Raw genomic sequence first — 17,948 nt, forward strand, 5'->3', positions numbered from 1 at the left:
GCACGGGCGCGGCGCCCTCTGCAACTGCATTTCAGGGGCGCCGCGCGTGGTATTTGGCCGGTTCAGCTCTGGCGGCGCCGGCGGCGGGCAAAGCCCATCGCGCCCAGACCGGCGATCAGCAGCGGTGCCGTGGCCGGCAGTGGCACGGCGGCGACCGAGGCAACCGTCGAAACGCGCAGCGTGAACCTGTCTTGCTGATACGTGTCGTCGACCAGGATGGCGTAGTTCTCGTTGAGGTTCGCCAGATCTTCGATCAGCCCGGTTTCAACCTCTCCTGCTGCCAGTGACAGCCCCAGGAAATCCGCCGCGCCCGCGACATCCGCGAAGGTGGTGTAGCTGTCCAGCGTCGTGCCATAGCTGCAGGTGGTCAGGTCCGCCGGATCGGTGCAGGTGGTCGTTGCCTCGCGACGCACCTCCCATGCGCCGTCAGGCGTTTGCCAGGCCAGCAGCAGCGCATCGGTGGTCGGATCGCCGTCGAAATCCCAGAACAGCCCATCGGGCGCCATTTCCTGCGACATCCAGGCGCCAAACGTGTCGGAATAGGAACCATACATATCGCCGCTGGTGATCAGATCTTCGGTCATGTCCAGATCGAACCCGGTTCGCTGGGTGTCGAAGAACCCGTCGATCGTGAAGTTCGGGTTGGTCGAGGCATCGCCGAACAGGCCGAACGGATACTGGCTGAACGCGTTGAGATCCTGCGGACCCGAGGTGAACGCAGCCGAGAAGGACAGCCCGTCGCCCGCGCTCGAGGCAACGAAATTATCGCCAATGCCCGAGCCAAGCTGAATGCTGAAGGATTCGATGCTCTGCCCGGTCAGGTTCACCAGCCGATGATACACCTGATAGCCGACGGGAGCGTCGACGCTCAGCACGCCGTCCTGATCAACCGGATCGGTGGTCACATCCACGCCGAACACAAGGTCGACCTCGCCGATACCGGTGAGTTGCTGCTTGAACCGCTTGCCGCTCTGGAACGGGCCATCGCAGGTCGAGGCGCTCGAGGCCATGATGCACCCCGAGGCGACATCCTTGGGGGCCGGTCCGCCGAGTTCGTAGGCGTCATTTTCCACCCGCAGGCCGGGCGATGTCGCCTCTGGTTCGGAATAGGCGATCCGGCCATTGGAGGCCGCACCGGAAATCAGCGGATCGAGGCCGCCGAGATCGCGATCATAGATCACGCTGAATCCGGTTTCGCCATCCGGAAGGTCTGCGGGGCCGACGACAACGTTCGCCGTGTCCCAGGTGGTGATTGTCGCGGCGGATGCCAATCCGGGCGCGATTGCGGCCGCACAGATCGTGCAAAACAGCCGTCTCTTGGCAATGGCAGTCATACCATTCCTCCATTCACTTCCACAAAATTTGATTTTTTGGTGCGTCCAGAGCATCGCGGCCTTCGCAATCGAACGACCGGCTCGCCTGACAATTCACTTCCCAGGGCACCCTCCCGCGCCCTATTCACATATTCGTGATTCAAAATGTCTATGGCAACACATTTTTGCCTTAATTTGCCGGTCGTCCCGCAAGATAAATCAATCTTCAAAAATTCCCCTCATTCGCCTTAAAGTGGATACAATAACCAGCGAAAGCCCGTTATTCTCCCGATTTCATCAAGGCATTTGCGCATCATTCGGGTCGACCTGCGCCCCGCCTGCCGCCAAATAGATGGCAAAGCGAACCTGCGGGTGAAGAGCGATGGACGAAACAGAACGCAACTATCACTACAACGTCATGCGCCGCGCGATCGACAGGATCGATGCGCAGGGCGGCGCGTGCCTGACGCTGGAAGAGCTTTCGAACGAGATGCAGATGAGCCCGGCGCATTTTCAGCGCCTGTTCAGCCGCTGGGCCGGTGTGTCGCCCAAGCGGTACCAGCAATATCTGGCGCTGGGGCATGCCAAGGCGCTGTTGCGCGAACGCTTCACCACGTTGGAGGCCGCAGCGGGCGCCGGGCTTTCGGGCGGCGGGCGCCTGCATGATCTGTTCCTGCGCTGGGAGGCGATGAGCCCCGGCACCTTCGCCCAGAAGGGCGCCGGGCTGACCATCTGGTACGGCTGGTTTCCCGGCCCCTTCGGCGAAACCCTGGCGATGGGCACCGAAAAGGGCCTGTGCGGGCTGGCCTTCACCGAGGAAACCGGGCCCGAGGCCGGGTTCGAAGACATGCGCGCCCGCTGGCCGGCCGCGCGGTTCGTCGAGGCGCCGGAACGCTTGGAACCGGCCGTCTCCGCCGCCTTTCGCCAATCGGGCGAGGCGCGGCTGCACCTGATCGGGGCCCCTTTTCAGATCAAGGTGTGGGAGGCGCTTCTAAGTGTCCCGTCGGGGCAGGTCACGACCTATTCAGAGATCGCGCAGGCCATCGGCCATCCCAAGGCGGTGCGGGCGGTGGGCACCGCGGTGGGGCGCAACCCGATCAGTTTTCTGATCCCCTGCCACCGGGCCCTGCGGAAATCGGGCGGGCTGGGCGGGTATCACTGGGGCCTGCCGGTCAAACGGGCGATTCTCGCCTGGGAAGCCGCGCGCGCGGATGCGGCTGAGGCAACCGCCCCCTGACCCGCTGGCGAATTCCCGCCGCCCGGCCGGAACTTTTCGTGCTGCCCTTCGTTAAACGCCGAGGAATGCATATATGCTCGGCGGTATCCCAAGATCGGGCCAAACTGAGAGGCAGTAATGATTCAAGCGAAACTTCCCCTGACCATCGTCGCCATGGGCGCGCTGGCGCTTTCGGCATGTACCGATCCTTCGGTTCAGACCAGCGACCCCGACAAGCGCACGAAAGAGGGCGTGGCGCTTGGCGCGGCCCTTGGCGCGGCTGTAGGCGCCATGACCGGTGACAACTCGGCAGAGCGCAACAAGGGCGCCGTCATCGGCGGCATCGTCGGTGCAAGCGTCGGCGGCGTGATCGGCAACCGGCTTGACAAACAGGCCGCCGAGCTGCGTCAGGATTTCGACAACAATCAGATCACCGTGGTCAACACCGGGTCCGAACTGATCGTGACCATGCCGCAGGATATCCTGTTCGCCTTCGACAGTGATACGGTTTCGTCCAGCCTGCAATCCGACCTGCACGTGCTTGCCGCCAGCCTGAACGACTATCCGAATACCACCGTCGATATCATCGGCCACACAGACAACGTCGGCAGCGCGTCTTACAACCAGGCGCTTTCGGCACGCCGCGCGAGTTCGGTGGCCTCCGTTCTTCGGAGTTCCGGCGTCGCCTCGTCGCGCATCCGCTCTTATGGGCGGGGCGAGGATGAACCTGTCGCGTCGAACCTGACGCCGGAAGGCCGCGCGCAGAACCGCCGGGTCAATATCATCATCCGCCCCAACGCCTGACGGCGATGCAGCAACAGGCCGGGCGGCGCACGCCCGGCCTTTCCCGGTTGCCGCCTCCACGCGGTGGTCATATGATTTGACCAATTGCCGGAGGCCCGAATGCCCTTTCAGAAAGTTCAGCCCGAAAAGCTCTCTCGTGCCGTGGTGCGACAGATCGAGCTTCTGATCCTGCGCGGCATCCTGCGCCCGGGCGAGCGGCTACCCTCCGAGCGTGAGATGGCCGAAAAGCTGGGCGTCTCTCGGCCCAGCCTGCGCGAAGCGGTGGCCGAGCTGCAGGAACGCGGCCTTCTGATCAGCAAGATCGGGGCCGGCATTTTTGTGGCCGAGGTTCTGGGCTCTTCCTTTTCCGACGCGCTGATCCGGCTGTTCGCAGATCACGAAGAGGCGGTGTTCGATTATATCGCCTTCCGGCGCGACATGGAGGGGCTGGCGGCGGAACGGGCGGCGCGGCTGGCCTCGGACACCGATCTGCAGGTGATCGACACGATCTTCCGCAAGATGGAAGCGGCCCATTCAAAGCGCAACCCGGCCGACGAGGCGCGGCTGGATGCCGAGTTTCACATGTCGATCATAGAGGCATCACATAACGTGATCATGCTGCACATGATGCGCTCGATGTATGATCTGCTGCGCGAGGGTGTGTTTTACAATCGCCAGGTGATGTTCAAACAGCGCACCACCCGCGGCACGCTGCTGGACCAGCACCGCGCGATCAACACGGCGCTTCAGGCACGCGATCCGCAGGCCGCCCGCGCCGCGATCGAGGCGCATCTGAACTTCGTCTCGGATGCGCTGCACGATCAGCACACCGCCGACCGGAACGAAGAAATCGCCCGGCAAAGGCTGCAGCACGAAGAAGCGCGCGGATAGCGCATGAAAAAACCCGGCGCGAAGGCCGGGTTTTCAGTCTTTCAGGATCGGCGAACAGCTAGTGAAGCTTCGCCTCGGCCTGCTTGATCGCATCGTCGATCAACGCATCGCCCGCGGCGCCCGTCATCTGCTTGGCCACGACATCGGCAGCGGCGGCAACCGCCACGGCCACGGCCCGGTCACGCACTTCGCGCAGGGCAGCAGCCTCGGCCGAAGCGATCTGCTCCTCGGCGGCCTGAAGGCGCCGCGTGATGGACGCCTCAAGCTCTTTGCGGGCCTGTGCCGCCGCAATCTCGGCTTCCTCGCGGGCATGTGCCACGATCCGCTGCGATTGCTCCTGCACTTCCTTCTGCTTGCGCTCGTAAGACGCCAGAATGGTCTGCGCCTCTTCACGCAGGGCCCGCGCCTCGTCAAGCTCGGCACGGATGCCTTCGGCGCGCTTGTCCAGCATGCCGCCCAGCAACGCCGGAACCTTGAGGTAGATCAGGAACCCGATGAACAGCAGAAAGGCCAGCAGCACGACGAAATCGGTGTTGCGCAGCGAGAAGAACGGGCCCGAGGCCGCAAGTGCCGGGCTGGCGGCAAGGGCGAACAGAACTGTCAGCTTTTTCATCGCTTTACCCTTTCAGCCGGGCGTTGACCGCTTCGGATACCACGGCGGCGTCGGCCTTCTGATCCAGCATGCCGATGATTTCGGCAGCCGTATCCTTGGCCACTTCCGTCACGGCCTCCAGCGCGCCGGCGCGCACTTCGCCGATCTTCTTTTCCGATTCCGCCGCTTTCGCGGCAATCTCGGCATCGGCCTTCGCGGTGGCTTCGTCCAGTCCGATCTGGATTTCGGCCTTCGCCTCGGCGATGATTTTCTGCGCCTCGACGCGGGCATCGGCCAGCGCCTGGTTATAGGCCGCTTCGGCCTCCTGCGCCTTGAGCTTCAGCTCTTCGGCGGCGGCGATGTCATTGGTGATCGTGCCCTGACGCTCTGCCAGAACCGAACCGATCCGGGGCAGCGCGACGCGCGACAGGATCAGATAGATCACGACGATCGTGACGACCAACCAGAAAATCTGGTTCGGGAAGGTCGCAAAATCGATCTGCGGCATGCCGCCGGTTTCGGCCGCGTGCGCCGCGTCTGCAGCACCATGCGCTGCTTCGTTCGCGTTTGTCGCCATGTTTCGTCCTCCGGGAACCTGATATTACACCGGGCGGGCAATCATGCCCACCCGGCCGTAAGGATCGGTTCGATGGATCAGACGGCGAACATGAGCAGAAGCGCAACGAGGAACGAGAAGATCCCCAGAGCTTCGGCAAACGCGATACCGATGAACAGCGTGGCCGTCTGCGAAGCGGCAGCCGACGGGTTGCGCAGCGCGCCCGACAGGAAGTTGCCGGCAACGTTGCCCACACCGAGGGCGGCAAGGCCCATGCCGAACGCCGAGATGCCGGCGCCGATGAACTTGCCCATTTCTGCGATATCGCCTTCCATTGAAGTATCTCCTTAGGTTGGAATGGCTGAACTTGGACCCTGACCGGTCAGTGATGCGGGTGCAGCGCGTCTTTCAGGTAGACGCAGGTCAGGATGGTGAAAACGTAGGCCTGGATGAAGGACACCAGGATTTCGAGCCCGTACATGGCCGCCACACCCAGGATCGCCAGAGGCGACAGGATGGCAGCGCCCGCGAAGGCCGCGAAGACTTTGATCACCGCGTGGCCGGCGGTCATGTTACCGGCAAGACGGATGGAATGGCTGACGGGGCGCACGAAGTAGGAAATGATCTCGATCACCGCCAGCACCGGCCGGATCGCCAGCGGCGCCGACGTGACCCAGAACAGGCCCAGGAAACTGGCGCCGTTCTTGACGAAGCCCAGAACCGTTACACCGATGAACACGGCCAGCGCCAGAACCACCGTCACCGCGACGTGCGACGTGGTGGTGAAGGCCATCGGCAGCAGGCCCAGGAAGTTGGCGAACAGGATGAACATGAACAGTGTCATGATATAGGGGAAGTATTTCAGCCCGTCCTTGCCGGCCACATCCTCGACCATCTTGTAGACGAAGCCATAGGCAAGCTCGGCGATGGATTGCACGCGGGTCGGGATCACGGCGCGGCCGCGGCTGCCCAGAACCAGCAACAGGAAAATCGCCACCACGGTGAGGCCCATCCACAGGGTCGCGTTCGTCGGCGTATACCAGTGAATGGCGTCACCACCGAACAGCGGCTCCACCTTGAACTGATCCATCGGGTGGAACACCAGGCCTTCGCTTGCTTCTTCCGTCGCCATGTTTCAGTCCCTCTTGTCCTTGTCGGCCTCGGCCGTCATCGTCTTCTGTATCTCCGCGGCGGATCGCAGCATCACGCGCACCCCGGCCACGAAGCCCAGCAATATGAACAGCACCAGAAAGACGGGCATTGTGCCGAACAGCGTGTCCAGCCCGTATCCGATGCCGAAGCCGATCCCCAGACCGGCCACAAGCTCTGTCACCATTCGCCAGCCAAGCTGAGCCTGCGAATAATGTTCTTCCTGATGGGGCTTTTCCGGCGCCTGCGCCTTCTTCGCCGCAGCGATCTTTGCTTCGAGCCGCGCCAGCCGCGCCTTTTCCGCAGGATCCACCATGTACGAAAGCCCCCTGGACAGTCGCCGCGAACCTAGAAACCCCGGCACTCCGAGTCAAGCGCGTTCACAGCCCCGCGAAACACATTTAATATATTGTTTTCAAACGATATTCCAGAACTCGCGCTGGCCGCCGTCAGGCGCGCCGCGGCAGTTTGGGCGCTAACAGGGCGCCACCGCATATTCAACCGGACGGTTGACGATCCCGACGGGTTGGCCCCATAGCTGTGCGATGGAAACCCGACTTGATACCGTATTCTCGGCCCTGGCAGACCCCACCCGGCGGGCGATCCTCGCCATGCTGCTGGAGGATGACATGGCGGTGACGGACGTGGCGGAGCCCTTCGCCATGTCGCTCGCGGCCATTTCCAAGCATCTGACCATCCTCAGCCGCGCCGGGCTGATCAGCCAGGAAAAGCGCGGCCGGGTGAAATGGTGCAAGCTGGAGCCGGACGCGCTGCGCGACGCCTCGGTCTGGATGCAGAGCTTCGGCCAGTTCGAGGCGGTGAACCTCGACGCGTTCGAAAAGTTTCTTCAGGTCGAGCTGGATGAGGGCACCGCCGGCTGAACCGGCTCCTCGTCCTTCAGCAGCATCCAAAGCGCCGCGATCGTCAGCGCGACCCCCACCAGGGTCAGCACGCCGGGCACGCCGTGGCCCAGCACGATCTCCCATCCGATCACCCAGCTTGGGGTGAGATAGGTATAGGCCATGACCTTCGCCGAGGGCAGGCGCAGCGTGGCATAGCGCAGCAACAGGAAGGTCAGCGCGCTGGCGAAGAGCGAGACGTAAAGCACGATCAGCCAGTCGCTGAAGGTCAGCGCCGCCCAGTCCGCCGCAAGGATATCGCGCCAGCCATACCCGACCAGCAGCACCACCATGGCCACCATCACCCCGAAGTTGAACACCAGCGCCGGTTCGCCCCGGCTCAGCCTGCGCAGCAGCGGGGTGAAGAGGGCATGTGCGATACAGCCGATGAAATAGACCGTCTCTCCCTGTCCGACATCAAAGGCCAGCAGCGCCGCAAGATCGGCCCGGAAAATGACCCAAAGCGCCCCCGCCCCGCCAACGGCCAGCGCCAGCGCCATGCGCGGCGTGGTGACCTGGCGCAGCAAAAGCCAGCCGAAACCGGCCGAGAGCACCGGGGTCAGGGTGAAAACGGCCGCGGTGGAAACCGGCGGCGCGGTTTTCAGCCCCGCGAACATCAGCACGAAATAGGCGGCGAACAACGCGCCAAGGATGGCATAGCGCCAGGGCGCGCGGAAACTGGCCAGCCGCAGCCCCGGCCCGACCGCGGCGGCGATACCGATCACCGTGCCCGCGATCACGAAGCGCACCGCCGTCAACGCGACCGGATCGATTTTATTGGCGATCAGGCTGCCGAAGCTGAACGATCCGGCCACAAGGGCCGAAAACAGCAGCATCGCCAGATGCCCCTTGCGCGGCTCGGACAGCCCGCCTAGGGCCATGTTCTGGCGGCCTCTTTGAGCGCCGCGGTAAAGCTCTGAACCTTGGCCGTCCGGTGCAGATCGACATGGGTCACCAGCCAGAGCTGCATTTGCCAGTCGGGGCGCGGCGGGCTGAGTTCCACCAGATCCGGGTCGTTCCGCGCGGCCCAGAGCGGCACGAACCCCACGCCGACGCCAGCCTTCACCGCCGCGACGCCATCGCGCATGTCCGACACCCGCAGGGTGATGCGTTCGGCCGGAACGTTCTCCTTGAGCCACTGGAAATTCTTCGCCCGGTGATTTTCGTCGGTCGGGCCGATGAACCGGTGCCGGGCGCAATCGGCCTCGCCCTCCAGCATCCCGTGAGCCTCGACGTAGTCGCGATGGGCGAACAGGGCCATGCCCGGACAGCCCAATGCCTGAACCACATTGTCGGGATCATCGGGCTTGGCGCCCGCGCGGATCGCGACATGCGCCTCGCCGTATTCCAGGCGGAAGACGCGGGCATCCGTGATCAGCCGGATCACCAGTTCCGGGTGTTCCTCCTGGAAACTGGCCAGCGTCGGCATCAAAAGCTGCGCCACGCTGTCAACCGAGGTCAGCACCAGTTCGCCTGTCATCGCGGCGCCCTGCCCGTGCAGGCGCCCGGCGAGCTGCTCGAACTGATCGGCCGTGGCCTGTGCGACCTGCAGCAGGTCCAGCCCGGCCTCGGTCGGGGTATAGCCGCGCGCGTGGCGCTGAAACAGCTTTACCCCCAGCCGCTTTTCCAGCGCATCTATGTGCCGGATGACCGTTGCGTGATGCACGCCCAGAACCTCTGCCGCGCCGCTGACCGTGCCCAGGCGGGCGACGTGAAAGGCCGTGCGGATCTCATCCCAGTTCTCAACTTCCATATGTGCGCCACCTCACATCTCCTGTTCAGTTTGCGCCGATTGCGTTCACCTGTGCAAGAGTCATCTTGAGCCCAGCCCGATCGATTTTACCCACCCACGCTTCAGGAGCACCCAATGAGCCAGACAATCCTTCGCATCGACTCTTCCATCAAGGGCGGCGACTCCGTTTCCCGCAAGCTGACCGATGACATCATCGCCAAGATCACTGCGGCCGATCCCGGCGCAACCGTCGTGACGCGCGATCTGGCCGAGCTGTCGCTGCCGATGATCAACGGCGCCTGGCTTGGCGCTGTCTTCACCCCCGAAGCGGACCGTTCGGACGAGCAAAGCGCCACCGCCGCCCTTTCGGACACGTTCATCACCGAGCTCAAGGCCGCCGATATCGTCGTGATCGGCCTGCCGATCTACAACTTCGCGCTGCCGGCGCAGCTCAAATCCTGGATCGATCACATCACCCGCGCCGGCATGACCTTCAACTACAGCGAAAACGGCCCCGTCGGCCTGGTCGACGACAAGCGCGTGATCGTGGCCTATGCCTCCAACGGCACGCGGCTCGGCTCCGAGGTCGATTTCGCCTCGTCCTACCTGAAGCACATGCTTGGCTTCATCGGCATCACCAATGTCGAGTTCGTCGCCGCCGATCACATGGCGATTGATGCCGAGGCGTCGATGAAGGCGGCGAACGAGGCGATCGCGCAGCTCAAGCTGCCGGCCTGAGCAGACACCACCCCGGCACCGCGCAATGTGGTGTCGGGGCGGCGCAGTTGCCCGCCGCGCTTGACTTTGCGCGCCGCCCCGCCTAAACGCCCCCCAAGTTTCCGGAAGTGTGCCAAACCTTCCGGTCCCGTTTCCGATGCGGGATCGCCACCAGTCAGCGCGTTGCGCCCACTGGTGCCGTTGGCGTTTGGGACGTTCGCCCCTACTTAGGGCGGGCATGGTGTAACGGTCGCAGGAGGGCCAGGGCATGTTTGAAAATCTATCCGAACGCCTGTCTGGCGTCTTTGATCGGCTGACCAAACAGGGTGCGCTGTCCGAAGAGGATGTGAAAACCGCCCTGCGCGAGGTGCGCGTCGCCCTGCTCGAGGCGGATGTTTCGCTGCCCGTGGCGCGCGAGTTCGTGAAGGCGGTGCAAGAGCGCGCCACCGGCCAGGCCGTCACCAAATCGGTGACGCCGGGCCAGCAGGTCGTCAAGATCGTGCATGACGAACTGGTGCATGTGCTGACCGGCGACGACGACCCCGGCGCGCTGAAGATCGACAACGCGCCCGCCCCGATCCTGATGGTCGGCCTGCAGGGCTCGGGCAAGACGACGACCACCGCCAAGCTGGCCAAACGGCTGAAGGAAAAGAACGGCAAGCGGGTGCTGATGGCCTCGCTCGATACCAACCGCCCGGCGGCGATGGAACAGCTTGCCATTCTCGGCGCGCAGATCGGGGTGGATACCCTGCCGATCGTCAAGGGCGAAACCGCGGTGCAGATCGCCAAGCGCGCCAAGCAGCAGGCGATGCTGGGCGGCTATGACGTCTATATGCTCGACACCGCCGGACGCCTGCATATCGACGATGTGCTGATGGACGAGGTGCAGGCGGTGCGCGATGTCGCCACCCCGCGCGAAACCCTGCTGGTGGTCGATGGCCTGACCGGGCAGGACGCGGTGAATGTGGCCTCGGAATTCGACGGCAAGGTGGGCATCTCCGGCGTCGTGCTGACCCGGATGGATGGCGACGGGCGCGGCGGCGCGGCCCTGTCGATGCGCGCCGTCACCGGCAAGCCGATCCGCTTCGTCGGCCTTGGCGAAAAGATGGACGCGATCGAGGAATTCCACCCCGAACGCATCGCCGGCCGCATTCTGGGCATGGGCGACATCGTTTCGCTTGTCGAAAAGGCGCAGGAAACCATCGAGGCCGAACAGGCCGAACGGATGATGCGCCGGTTCCAGAAGGGTCAGTTCAACATGAACGACCTCAAGATGCAGCTGGAACAGATGCTCAAGATGGGCGGCATGGAAGGCGTGATGGGCATGATGCCCGGCATGGGCAAGATGGCAAAGCAGGTGCAGGACGCCGGCTTTGACGACAGCATCCTGAAACGCCAGATCGCGCTGGTTCAGTCGATGACGAAGAAAGAGCGCGCCAATCCCGCCCTGCTGCAGGCCAGCCGCAAGAAGCGGATCGCCAAGGGCGCGGGGCTTGAGGTGTCGGAGCTGAACAAGCTGCTGAAGATGCACCGGCAGATGGCCGACATGATGAAGAAGATGGGCAAGGGCAAGGGCGGCATGCTGAAACAGGCCATGAAGGGCATGTTCGGCAAGGGCGGCCTGCCCGCCGACATGGGCGCTGCGGGCATGGACCCGAAGGCGCTGGAAGCGGCCGCCCGGCAGATGGGCGGCGGCAAGCTGCCCGGTCTGGGCGGCGGCGCCCTGCCGCCGGGGCTGAGCGGGTTCGGGAAGAAGAAATGACCGCGCCGATCCTTCATACCAAACGCCTGACGCTGAGAATGCCGATACTCGCCGATTTCGAGTATCGCGCGGCCTTTTACGCCTCGGACCGCTCGGTCTGGGAAGACGGCCCCATGCCGCGCGCGCAGGCCTGGCGGGTCTGGGCGTCCGAGGTGGCGCAATGGCCGCTGATGGGCTTCGGACCGTTTTCGCTCGAAGACAGGCAAAGCCGCCAATATCTGGGCGAGGTCGGTGTTTACCGGCCCGAAGGCTTCCCCGAACCCGAACTCGGCTGGTTCGTTCTGCCCGAGGCCGAAGGCCGCGGCTACGCCGCGGAAGCCGCGCGCGCGGTCATGGGATGGGTCCGCAAGACCTTTGGCTGGGATCATCTGGTCAGCTACATCGCCCCCGGCAATCTGCGTTCGATCGCACTTGCCCTGCGGATCGGCGGCCGGAAGGTCACCGACCGGCCGGGCACGGCCGACGACGATGTGGTTATCCTGCATGATCTGCGGGGCATCGCATGACGCAGTTTACGATTCCCACCGTCGAGACTCAGCGGCTGACGCTGCGCGGCCCCACGCAAGGCGATTTCCCCGCCGTGGCCGCCTTTTATGCGTCCGACCGCTCCGTTTTCGTCGGCGGGCCGATGACGGCGGAGGCCACCTGGCGCCACCTGGCCTGCGAAATCGGGCATTGGGCGCTGCTCGGCTATGGCCGCTGGGCCGTTGTCGAAAAGACCTCTGGCGCCATTTGCGGCATCGTCGGGCTGTGGGATCCCGAAGGCTGGCCCGAGCCCGAAATCGGCTGGGATCTGTTCGACGGCTTCGAAGGCCGGGGATACGCGACAGAGGCCGCGCTGGCCGCGCGCGGCTTTGCCTATGACGTGCTGGGCTGGACCACCGCGATCAGCCTGGTGAAACCGGCCAACACCGCCTCTGCCCGCGTTGCCGGGCGGCTGGGCGCGCGGCGCGACGGCCGGTTCGACCACGCGCGCTTCGGCACGCTCGACATCTATCGCCACCCGGCGCCGGAGGCCGTGTGATGAACCACAGCGACATTCCCGTGCTGGAAACCGACCGCCTGATCCTGCGCGGCCCCGAGGCCGCCGATTATCCGGACTTCAAGGCTACGTTCAGTTCCTACCGCTCGCGTTTCATGGGCGGGCCGCTGAACAAGTACGAGGCCTGGATGCTTTATGCCGCCGAGATCGGCCATTGGCATATTCGCGGCTTCGGCATGTGGATGATCCACGACCGCGTCACCGATGAAACCTATGGCATGGCCGGCGGCTGGCAGCCCGCGGGCTGGCCCGAGCGCGAGATTGCCTGGATCATCTGGCCCGACAAGGCCGGCCACGGCTATGCGCTGGAAGCCACCGATGCCGCCCGGCGCTATTTCTATGAAACACAGGGCTGGGTCGGCGCTGTCAGCTATATCGACCCCAAGAACCTCGACAGTATCCGGCTGGCCGAACGTCTGGGCGCGGTAAAGGATCACGACGCCGAGACGATCGACGGCAATGACGCGGTCTATCGCCACCCCTCGCCCGCGCGCCTGCGCTCGGGGCAGATCGCCGATGGCATCGCGCTGGAGATCCAGAACTACATCAACCCGCTGTTCAAACCGAAGGGGTTCGCAATTGACTGATGCTGCCACCCGCGCCGCCCAGGTGCTGAAGGAACACCGCGAAAGCATCGACCGGCTGGACGCGATCCTCGTCTATACGTTGGGCGAGCGGTTCAAGCACACCCAGGCGGTGGGCCGGCTGAAGGCCGAGCATGACCTGCCGCCCTCTGACCCAGAGCGGGAAGCGCAACAGATTTCGCGGCTGGAAGAGCTGGCCAGCTCTGCCGACCTCGATCCCGATTTCGCCAAGAAATTCCTGAATTTCGTGATTCAGGAAGTCATCCAACACCACAAGCAACACCAGAAATAGGCGGTGACCCCGCCCATTGCCAGACCAAGGAGAAAACCAAAATGGCACTTAAAATTCGTCTCGCCCGCGGCGGCTCCAAGAAGCGCCCGTTCTATCGCATCGTGGCCACCGACAGCCGCATGCCCCGCGACGGCCGCTTCATCGAAAAGCTGGGCGTCTACAATCCGCTGCTGCCCAAAGACAGCGAAGAGCGCGTGAAAATGGATATGGAGCGCGTCAAGTACTGGCTTGGCGAAGGCGCCCAGCCCACCGACCGTATCGCCCGCATGCTCGAGGCTGCCGGCGTTCTGACCAAGAAAGAGCGCAGCAACCCGAAATCCGGCACCCCGGGCAAGAAAGCCGTCGAGCGCGCGGAAGAGAAAGCCGCCAAGGCGGCCGAAGCTGCCGAAGCCAGCGCGGCCCCCGCGGAAGAAGCCGCTGCCGAGTAATCGGCGCGGAGGTCTGCGATGCTCCGCCTGTTCATGATTTGCGGCCTTGCTGCGGGCGTCTGGCTTGGGATGAAAGCCGAACGTTTCCTGCAGCAGGACCGCTGTCTTGGCGCAGGCGGGGTGGTGGACACGCGCGGGTTCTGCAGCGGGGCCCGGCCATGACCGGCACAGCGACAAGGGGTTTGGCACGATGACCGATCGTGTTTGCGTGGGCGCGATTGCCGGGTCTTTCGGCGTCCGGGGTGAGGTGCGGCTGAAAAGCTTCTGCGCCGAGCCCGAGGCGATCGGCGATTACGCCCCGCTGTTCACCGAAGACGGCAGCCGCAGTTTCACCGCCCGGATCAGCCGGCCGGTGAAGGGCGGATTTGCCGTCAGGCTGTCGGGGGTTGCCACCAAGGAACAGGCCGACGCGCTGAAAGGCACCCGGCTGTTCGCCGATCGCGCCGCCCTGCCCGAGCTTGCCGATGACGAATATTACCATGCCGATCTGATCGGGATGGAAGTGCTCGATACCGGCGGGCGCAGTCTGGGCCATGTGCACGCGGTGCATGACCACGGCGCCGGCGATCTGCTGGAAATCCACGGGCCGGGCCTGAAATCCACCGTTTTGCTGCCCTTCACCAATGCCGCCGTCCCCACGGTGGATCTGGGTGCGCGCCGCATCATCGCCGACCCGCCCGAGGGGCTGTTTTCCGATGACTGACCGGGGCCGGGGCGGATGACCGACACCCCCAAATCGAAATCCCATGGCAGGCTGTCGATCGCGGCCTCGCTGAAGCCGCGCGATCTGATCGAGGCCCGCCCGCGTCTGAAAGGCGCCTGGAAGGCCAAGGTCATCACCCTGTTCCCCGAGGCGTTTCCCGGCGTTCTGGGCCAGTCGCTGACCGGGCGGGCGCTGGATCAGGGGCTTTGGGCGCTGGAAACCATCAACCTGCGCCTGTTCGGCGAGGGCCGTCACCGAAATGTCGATGACACCCCCGCCGGCGGCGGCGCGGGCATGGTGCTGCGGCCCGATATCGTCGGCGCGGCACTGAAACAGGCCGCGGCCGGCACGCCCGCCGATCGCGCCGCCTGGCCCGTCGTCTATCTCTCGCCACGGGGCAAAAGGTTCGATCAGGCCATGGCCCGCCGCTTTGCCCAGGCCGAGGGCATCACCCTGCTTTGCGGCCGTTTCGAAGGCGTGGACGAGCGTGTGCTGGAGCATTTCCGTGTCGAAGAGGTCTCATTGGGGGATTTCGTGCTGACCGGGGGCGAGATTGCGGCGCAGGCCTTGATTGACGCCACGGTCCGACTTATACCGCGCGTGCTTGGGAATCAGGCCTCGACCGAAGAGGAGTCTTTCTCTGAAGGCTTGCTTGAGCACCCGCAATACACGAAGCCCGCTGTCTGGGAAGGCCGCGCGATACCGGAAATTCTTCTGTCCGGGCATCACGCGAATATCGCCTCCTGGCGGAAGGCCATGGCCGAAAGGCTGACAAAGGAACGTCGACCTGATCTCTGGCGGGCTTACTGTGCGAAACACGGTAGGGACCCGGAAGAAGACCAAGAGCTCTGAGGACGCGCAAACTTCGCGGGGAAAACCGCGAGCATATAGGAGAAGAAGCGATGAATCTTATCGCGCAACTCGAGGCCGAGCAGATTGCCGGTCTGGAAAAGACCATCCCGGATTTCAAGGCCGGTGACACCATCCGCGTCGGTTACAAAGTGACCGAAGGCACCCGTACCCGGGTTCAGAATTACGAAGGCGTCTGCATTTCCCGCAAGAACGGCACGGGCATCGCCGGATCGTTCACGGTGCGCAAGATTTCCTTTGGCGAAGGCGTGGAACGTGTGTTCCCGCTCTACTCCACCAATATCGACAGCATCGAAGTGGTACGCCGTGGCCGCGTTCGCCGCGCCAAGCTGTACTATCTGCGCGAGCGTCGCGGCAAATCCGCCCGGATCGCCGAAGTCTCCAACTACAAGCCCAAATCCGGCGCCGAAGCGTAAGGAGCGGACAGATGAAAAAAGACATCCATCCCGATTACCACATGATCAACGTCAAGATGACCGACGGTACGATCCTTCAGATGAAATCCACCTATGGCGCCGAGGGCGACACCCTGTCGCTCGACATCGACCCGACGGTGCACCCGGCCTGGACCGGCGGCTCCACCCGTCTGATGGACGCGGGCGGCCGTGTGTCAAAGTTCAAGAAGAAATACGAAGGTTTGGGCTTCTAAGCCTGCCCCTTCGGCTTCCCAAGCGGCAGCACACAACATATAGTAGAGGCGCGCCCCCGTTTCGGGCGCGCCTTTTGCATCGGGAAAAGGAAAAACGGCGTGGCGCATATCATCGTCGTGGGCAATGAAAAAGGCGGGGCAGGCAAATCGACCATGTCGATGCACGTGGCCACCGCTCTGGCACGGATGGGCCACAAGGTTGGTGCATTGGATCTGGACCTGCGCCAGCGCAGTTTCGGCCGCTACATGGACAACCGCCGCGCCTATTGCGCGCGCGAGGGGCTGGATCTTCCGACACCGGAATATCACGACCTGCCCGATATCGATCATGATCAGCTCGACCCGGGCGAGAACATCTTTGACCGGCGCCTGTCGGCCGCCGTGGCCGGGATGGAAAGCGAGGTCGATTTCATCCTGATCGATTGTCCCGGATCGCACACGCGCCTCAGCCAGGTCGCGCATTCGCTGGCCGACACGCTGATCACGCCGCTGAACGACAGTTTCGTGGATTTCGATCTTCTGGCCCGTATCGAGCAGCCCTCGGGCAAGATTCTGGGGCCGTCGATCTATTCGGAAATGGTGTGGAGCGCGCGCCAGCTGCGCGCCCAGGCCGGCCTGCCGGCGATCGACTGGATCGTGCTGCGCAACCGGCTTGGCGCCCAGCAGATGCATAACAAGAAGAAGATGGGCGATGCGCTGGAAAACCTGTCGCGCCGGATCGGCTTTCGTGTCGCGCCGGGCTTTAGCGAGCGGGTGATTTTCCGCGAATTGTTCCCCAACGGCCTGACCCTGCTCGACCTCAAGGATATCGGCGTCAAGGGCCTGAATCTTTCAAACGTCGCCGCGCGGCAGGAGCTGCGCGATCTGATGCTGGCGCTCAACCTGCCGGGCGTACGCGTCGATTTCTGAAAAGCGGGCAGGCCTTCGGCCTGTTCATCTTTTCCCAGCCATGTGCCCCGAGCGCATTGGTGCGCGCGTTGAACGCATCCCGGACACCGATCTGCCGGGTTGCCGCGTCGCGTAGAAGCGAAACCAGTTTCATCTTCCCGTCTCCTTTTTTGCCCCGCCCGATACCATGAAGGGTCGTGGCCCCCTATGGCACAAACATGGCGGCGACGCGCCGGTTTCGGGTCAGACGGTGCCGCCACGGAAACAGTTTATTTTCAACGAGGGGCTATCGCACCCGCAAGCCCTGGACCCGGGCGCAGGCAGCCGAAAGAGACGGACCAACAGCGCCCACATCAGAGCGCCCGCCGGAGTATTCGCAGGTTCGGCCCGCCCGAAGAGGTTTTCGGCACGCGAGAGTCCAGGCGACGGGTGGTCAGCGCAGCCCGATCGGGGCCACATTCCGCGCTAACCGCCAGTACGGAAGCCCGCAGGCTCCAACATGTTGATATTCGTGAGATCTGCTCTTGTTATTATAGAGCAAAACGGGATAAACCCGGCGGCGGAGACGTGGCCGAGTGGTCGAAGGCGCTCCCCTGCTAAGGGAGTAGGCGGGAAACCGTCTCGAGGGTTCGAATCCCTTCGTCTCCGCCATATTACAATCACCCCCGAAACCACCACCTAACGCCCTGAACGGAAACGATAATTCCGGGGTTCGAAACCCTTCATTTCGGACATATGCCAACCGCTCGGAAAACGTCAGTCTGAGCACGAGTCGCTGTAGTTCAAAGCGACCGCTTTCCCAGACTTTACAGGGGTTTAGCAGGAATGCACTGGCGAGTTCGAACATTTGCTCGAAGGGCCGTGCCGGGCGACCTGATCCGT

General features: G+C 63.7%; 24 protein-coding genes and 1 tRNA gene. 17 read left to right on the forward strand and 8 right to left on the reverse strand.

The genetic code is table 11. The annotated features are described in order from the left end of the window. Positions 1–62 precede the first annotated feature (62 nt). Positions 63–1,334 (reverse strand): VPLPA-CTERM sorting domain-containing protein, encoded by a 1,272-nt coding sequence (locus TQ29_RS13950; RefSeq protein WP_054539653.1) that lies wholly within the window; start codon positions 1,332–1,334, stop codon positions 63–65. A 361-nt stretch (positions 1,335–1,695) separates the two neighbouring features. Between TQ29_RS13950 and TQ29_RS13955 the strand changes: the two genes are divergently transcribed. The 3 genes from TQ29_RS13955 (at position 1,696) to TQ29_RS13965 (ending at position 4,203) form a co-directional block, all read left to right on the forward strand. Next, positions 1,696–2,550 carry a bifunctional helix-turn-helix domain-containing protein/methylated-DNA--[protein]-cysteine S-methyltransferase gene (locus tag TQ29_RS13955; RefSeq protein WP_054539654.1) on the forward strand — a complete coding sequence of 285 codons (855 nt, stop codon included), beginning with the start codon at positions 1,696–1,698 and terminating at the stop codon, positions 2,548–2,550. Between the two features lie 117 nt (positions 2,551–2,667). Further along, positions 2,668–3,333 (forward strand): OmpA family protein, encoded by a 666-nt coding sequence (locus TQ29_RS13960; protein WP_037207138.1) that lies wholly within the window; start codon positions 2,668–2,670, stop codon positions 3,331–3,333. Positions 3,334–3,432: 99 nt separating this feature from the next. Beyond that, on the forward strand, positions 3,433–4,203 hold the full coding sequence (locus TQ29_RS13965; protein ID WP_054539655.1) for an FCD domain-containing protein: 771 nt from the start codon (positions 3,433–3,435) through the stop codon (positions 4,201–4,203). Between the two features lie 58 nt (positions 4,204–4,261). On the opposite strand, the gene TQ29_RS13970 is transcribed toward TQ29_RS13965, so the two are convergent. The 5 genes from TQ29_RS13970 to TQ29_RS20955 all read right to left on the reverse strand — a co-directional run bounded on the left by TQ29_RS13970 (position 4,262) and on the right by TQ29_RS20955 (position 6,816). After that, positions 4,262–4,816, reverse strand: a complete 555-nt coding sequence (locus tag TQ29_RS13970; protein WP_054539656.1) for a F0F1 ATP synthase subunit B — start codon at positions 4,814–4,816, stop codon at positions 4,262–4,264. Positions 4,817–4,820: 4 nt separating this feature from the next. Further along, positions 4,821–5,372: a F0F1 ATP synthase subunit B' gene (locus TQ29_RS13975; protein WP_054539657.1), complete on the reverse strand. Its 552-nt coding sequence runs from the start codon at positions 5,370–5,372 to the stop codon at positions 4,821–4,823. 77 nt (positions 5,373–5,449) lie between these two features. Next, a complete protein-coding gene (locus tag TQ29_RS13980) occupies positions 5,450–5,686 on the reverse strand; it encodes a F0F1 ATP synthase subunit C (protein ID WP_037207145.1) in 237 nt (78 codons plus the stop codon). 47 nt (positions 5,687–5,733) lie between these two features. Next, positions 5,734–6,483 (reverse strand): F0F1 ATP synthase subunit A, encoded by a 750-nt coding sequence (locus TQ29_RS13985; RefSeq protein WP_037207147.1) that lies wholly within the window; start codon positions 6,481–6,483, stop codon positions 5,734–5,736. Between the two features lie 3 nt (positions 6,484–6,486). After that, on the reverse strand, positions 6,487–6,816 hold the full coding sequence (locus tag TQ29_RS20955; RefSeq protein ID WP_054539658.1) for an AtpZ/AtpI family protein: 330 nt from the start codon (positions 6,814–6,816) through the stop codon (positions 6,487–6,489). A 229-nt stretch (positions 6,817–7,045) separates the two neighbouring features. Between TQ29_RS20955 and TQ29_RS13995 the strand changes: the two genes are divergently transcribed. Next, on the forward strand, positions 7,046–7,381 hold the full coding sequence (locus TQ29_RS13995) for a metalloregulator ArsR/SmtB family transcription factor (RefSeq protein ID WP_054539659.1): 336 nt from the start codon (positions 7,046–7,048) through the stop codon (positions 7,379–7,381). Here TQ29_RS13995 and TQ29_RS14000 read toward each other — a convergent pair. Beyond that, entirely contained in the window at positions 7,348–8,280 is a 933-nt protein-coding gene (locus TQ29_RS14000) for a DMT family transporter (protein ID WP_054539660.1), read from the reverse strand. The genes TQ29_RS13995 and TQ29_RS14000 overlap by 34 nt on opposite strands. Beyond that, positions 8,271–9,152: a LysR family transcriptional regulator gene (locus TQ29_RS14005; protein WP_054539661.1), complete on the reverse strand. Its 882-nt coding sequence runs from the start codon at positions 9,150–9,152 to the stop codon at positions 8,271–8,273. Before TQ29_RS14005 ends, TQ29_RS14000 begins: the two co-directional genes overlap by 10 nt. Positions 9,153–9,266: 114 nt before the next feature. Here TQ29_RS14005 and TQ29_RS14010 point away from each other — a divergent pair, with 114 nt between their 5' ends. The 13 genes from TQ29_RS14010 to TQ29_RS14070 all read left to right on the forward strand — a co-directional run bounded on the left by TQ29_RS14010 (position 9,267) and on the right by TQ29_RS14070 (position 17,717). Then, complete coding sequence (locus tag TQ29_RS14010; RefSeq protein ID WP_054539662.1) at positions 9,267–9,869, forward strand: FMN-dependent NADH-azoreductase; 603 nt, start codon at positions 9,267–9,269, stop codon at positions 9,867–9,869. Positions 9,870–10,116: 247 nt separating this feature from the next. Continuing rightward, a complete protein-coding gene (ffh, locus tag TQ29_RS14015; RefSeq protein ID WP_054539663.1) occupies positions 10,117–11,610 on the forward strand; it encodes a signal recognition particle protein in 1,494 nt (497 codons plus the stop codon). Beyond that, positions 11,607–12,116, forward strand: coding sequence for a GNAT family N-acetyltransferase (locus tag TQ29_RS14020; protein ID WP_054539664.1), 510 nt, complete (start codon positions 11,607–11,609; stop codon positions 12,114–12,116). Before ffh ends, TQ29_RS14020 begins: the two co-directional genes overlap by 4 nt. Then, complete coding sequence (locus TQ29_RS14025) at positions 12,113–12,634, forward strand: GNAT family N-acetyltransferase (protein ID WP_054539665.1); 522 nt, start codon at positions 12,113–12,115, stop codon at positions 12,632–12,634. The genes TQ29_RS14020 and TQ29_RS14025 overlap by 4 nt, the downstream gene beginning before the upstream one ends. Then, positions 12,634–13,239: a GNAT family N-acetyltransferase gene (locus TQ29_RS14030; RefSeq protein ID WP_054539666.1), complete on the forward strand. Its 606-nt coding sequence runs from the start codon at positions 12,634–12,636 to the stop codon at positions 13,237–13,239. The genes TQ29_RS14025 and TQ29_RS14030 overlap by 1 nt, the downstream gene beginning before the upstream one ends. Next, positions 13,232–13,528 (forward strand): chorismate mutase, encoded by a 297-nt coding sequence (locus tag TQ29_RS14035; protein WP_037207167.1) that lies wholly within the window; start codon positions 13,232–13,234, stop codon positions 13,526–13,528. The genes TQ29_RS14030 and TQ29_RS14035 overlap by 8 nt, the downstream gene beginning before the upstream one ends. A 41-nt stretch (positions 13,529–13,569) precedes the next feature. Further along, positions 13,570–13,956, forward strand: a complete 387-nt coding sequence (gene rpsP, locus TQ29_RS14040) for a 30S ribosomal protein S16 (RefSeq protein WP_054539667.1) — start codon at positions 13,570–13,572, stop codon at positions 13,954–13,956. A 190-nt stretch (positions 13,957–14,146) separates the two neighbouring features. After that, complete coding sequence (gene rimM / locus TQ29_RS14045; RefSeq protein WP_054539668.1) at positions 14,147–14,659, forward strand: ribosome maturation factor RimM; 513 nt, start codon at positions 14,147–14,149, stop codon at positions 14,657–14,659. A 15-nt stretch (positions 14,660–14,674) separates the two neighbouring features. After that, positions 14,675–15,511: a tRNA (guanosine(37)-N1)-methyltransferase TrmD gene (gene trmD, locus TQ29_RS14050; RefSeq protein WP_082386659.1), complete on the forward strand. Its 837-nt coding sequence runs from the start codon at positions 14,675–14,677 to the stop codon at positions 15,509–15,511. Between the two features lie 50 nt (positions 15,512–15,561). Further along, positions 15,562–15,945 (forward strand): 50S ribosomal protein L19, encoded by a 384-nt coding sequence (gene rplS / locus TQ29_RS14055; protein ID WP_037207173.1) that lies wholly within the window; start codon positions 15,562–15,564, stop codon positions 15,943–15,945. Between the two features lie 11 nt (positions 15,946–15,956). Further along, positions 15,957–16,178: a 50S ribosomal protein L31 gene (gene rpmE, locus TQ29_RS14060; RefSeq protein ID WP_037207175.1), complete on the forward strand. Its 222-nt coding sequence runs from the start codon at positions 15,957–15,959 to the stop codon at positions 16,176–16,178. A gap of 99 nt (positions 16,179–16,277) precedes the next feature. Beyond that, on the forward strand, positions 16,278–17,087 hold the full coding sequence (locus tag TQ29_RS14065; protein WP_037207177.1) for a division plane positioning ATPase MipZ: 810 nt from the start codon (positions 16,278–16,280) through the stop codon (positions 17,085–17,087). A gap of 540 nt (positions 17,088–17,627) precedes the next feature. Further along, positions 17,628–17,717 (forward strand) — tRNA-Ser (locus tag TQ29_RS14070). Positions 17,718–17,948: the final 231 nt, after the last annotated feature.

Origin of the sequence: Actibacterium sp. EMB200-NS6, from assembly GCF_001305615.1 — a bacterium.
In the GTDB taxonomy this organism is placed as follows: domain Bacteria; phylum Pseudomonadota; class Alphaproteobacteria; order Rhodobacterales; family Rhodobacteraceae; genus Actibacterium_A; species Actibacterium_A naphthalenivorans.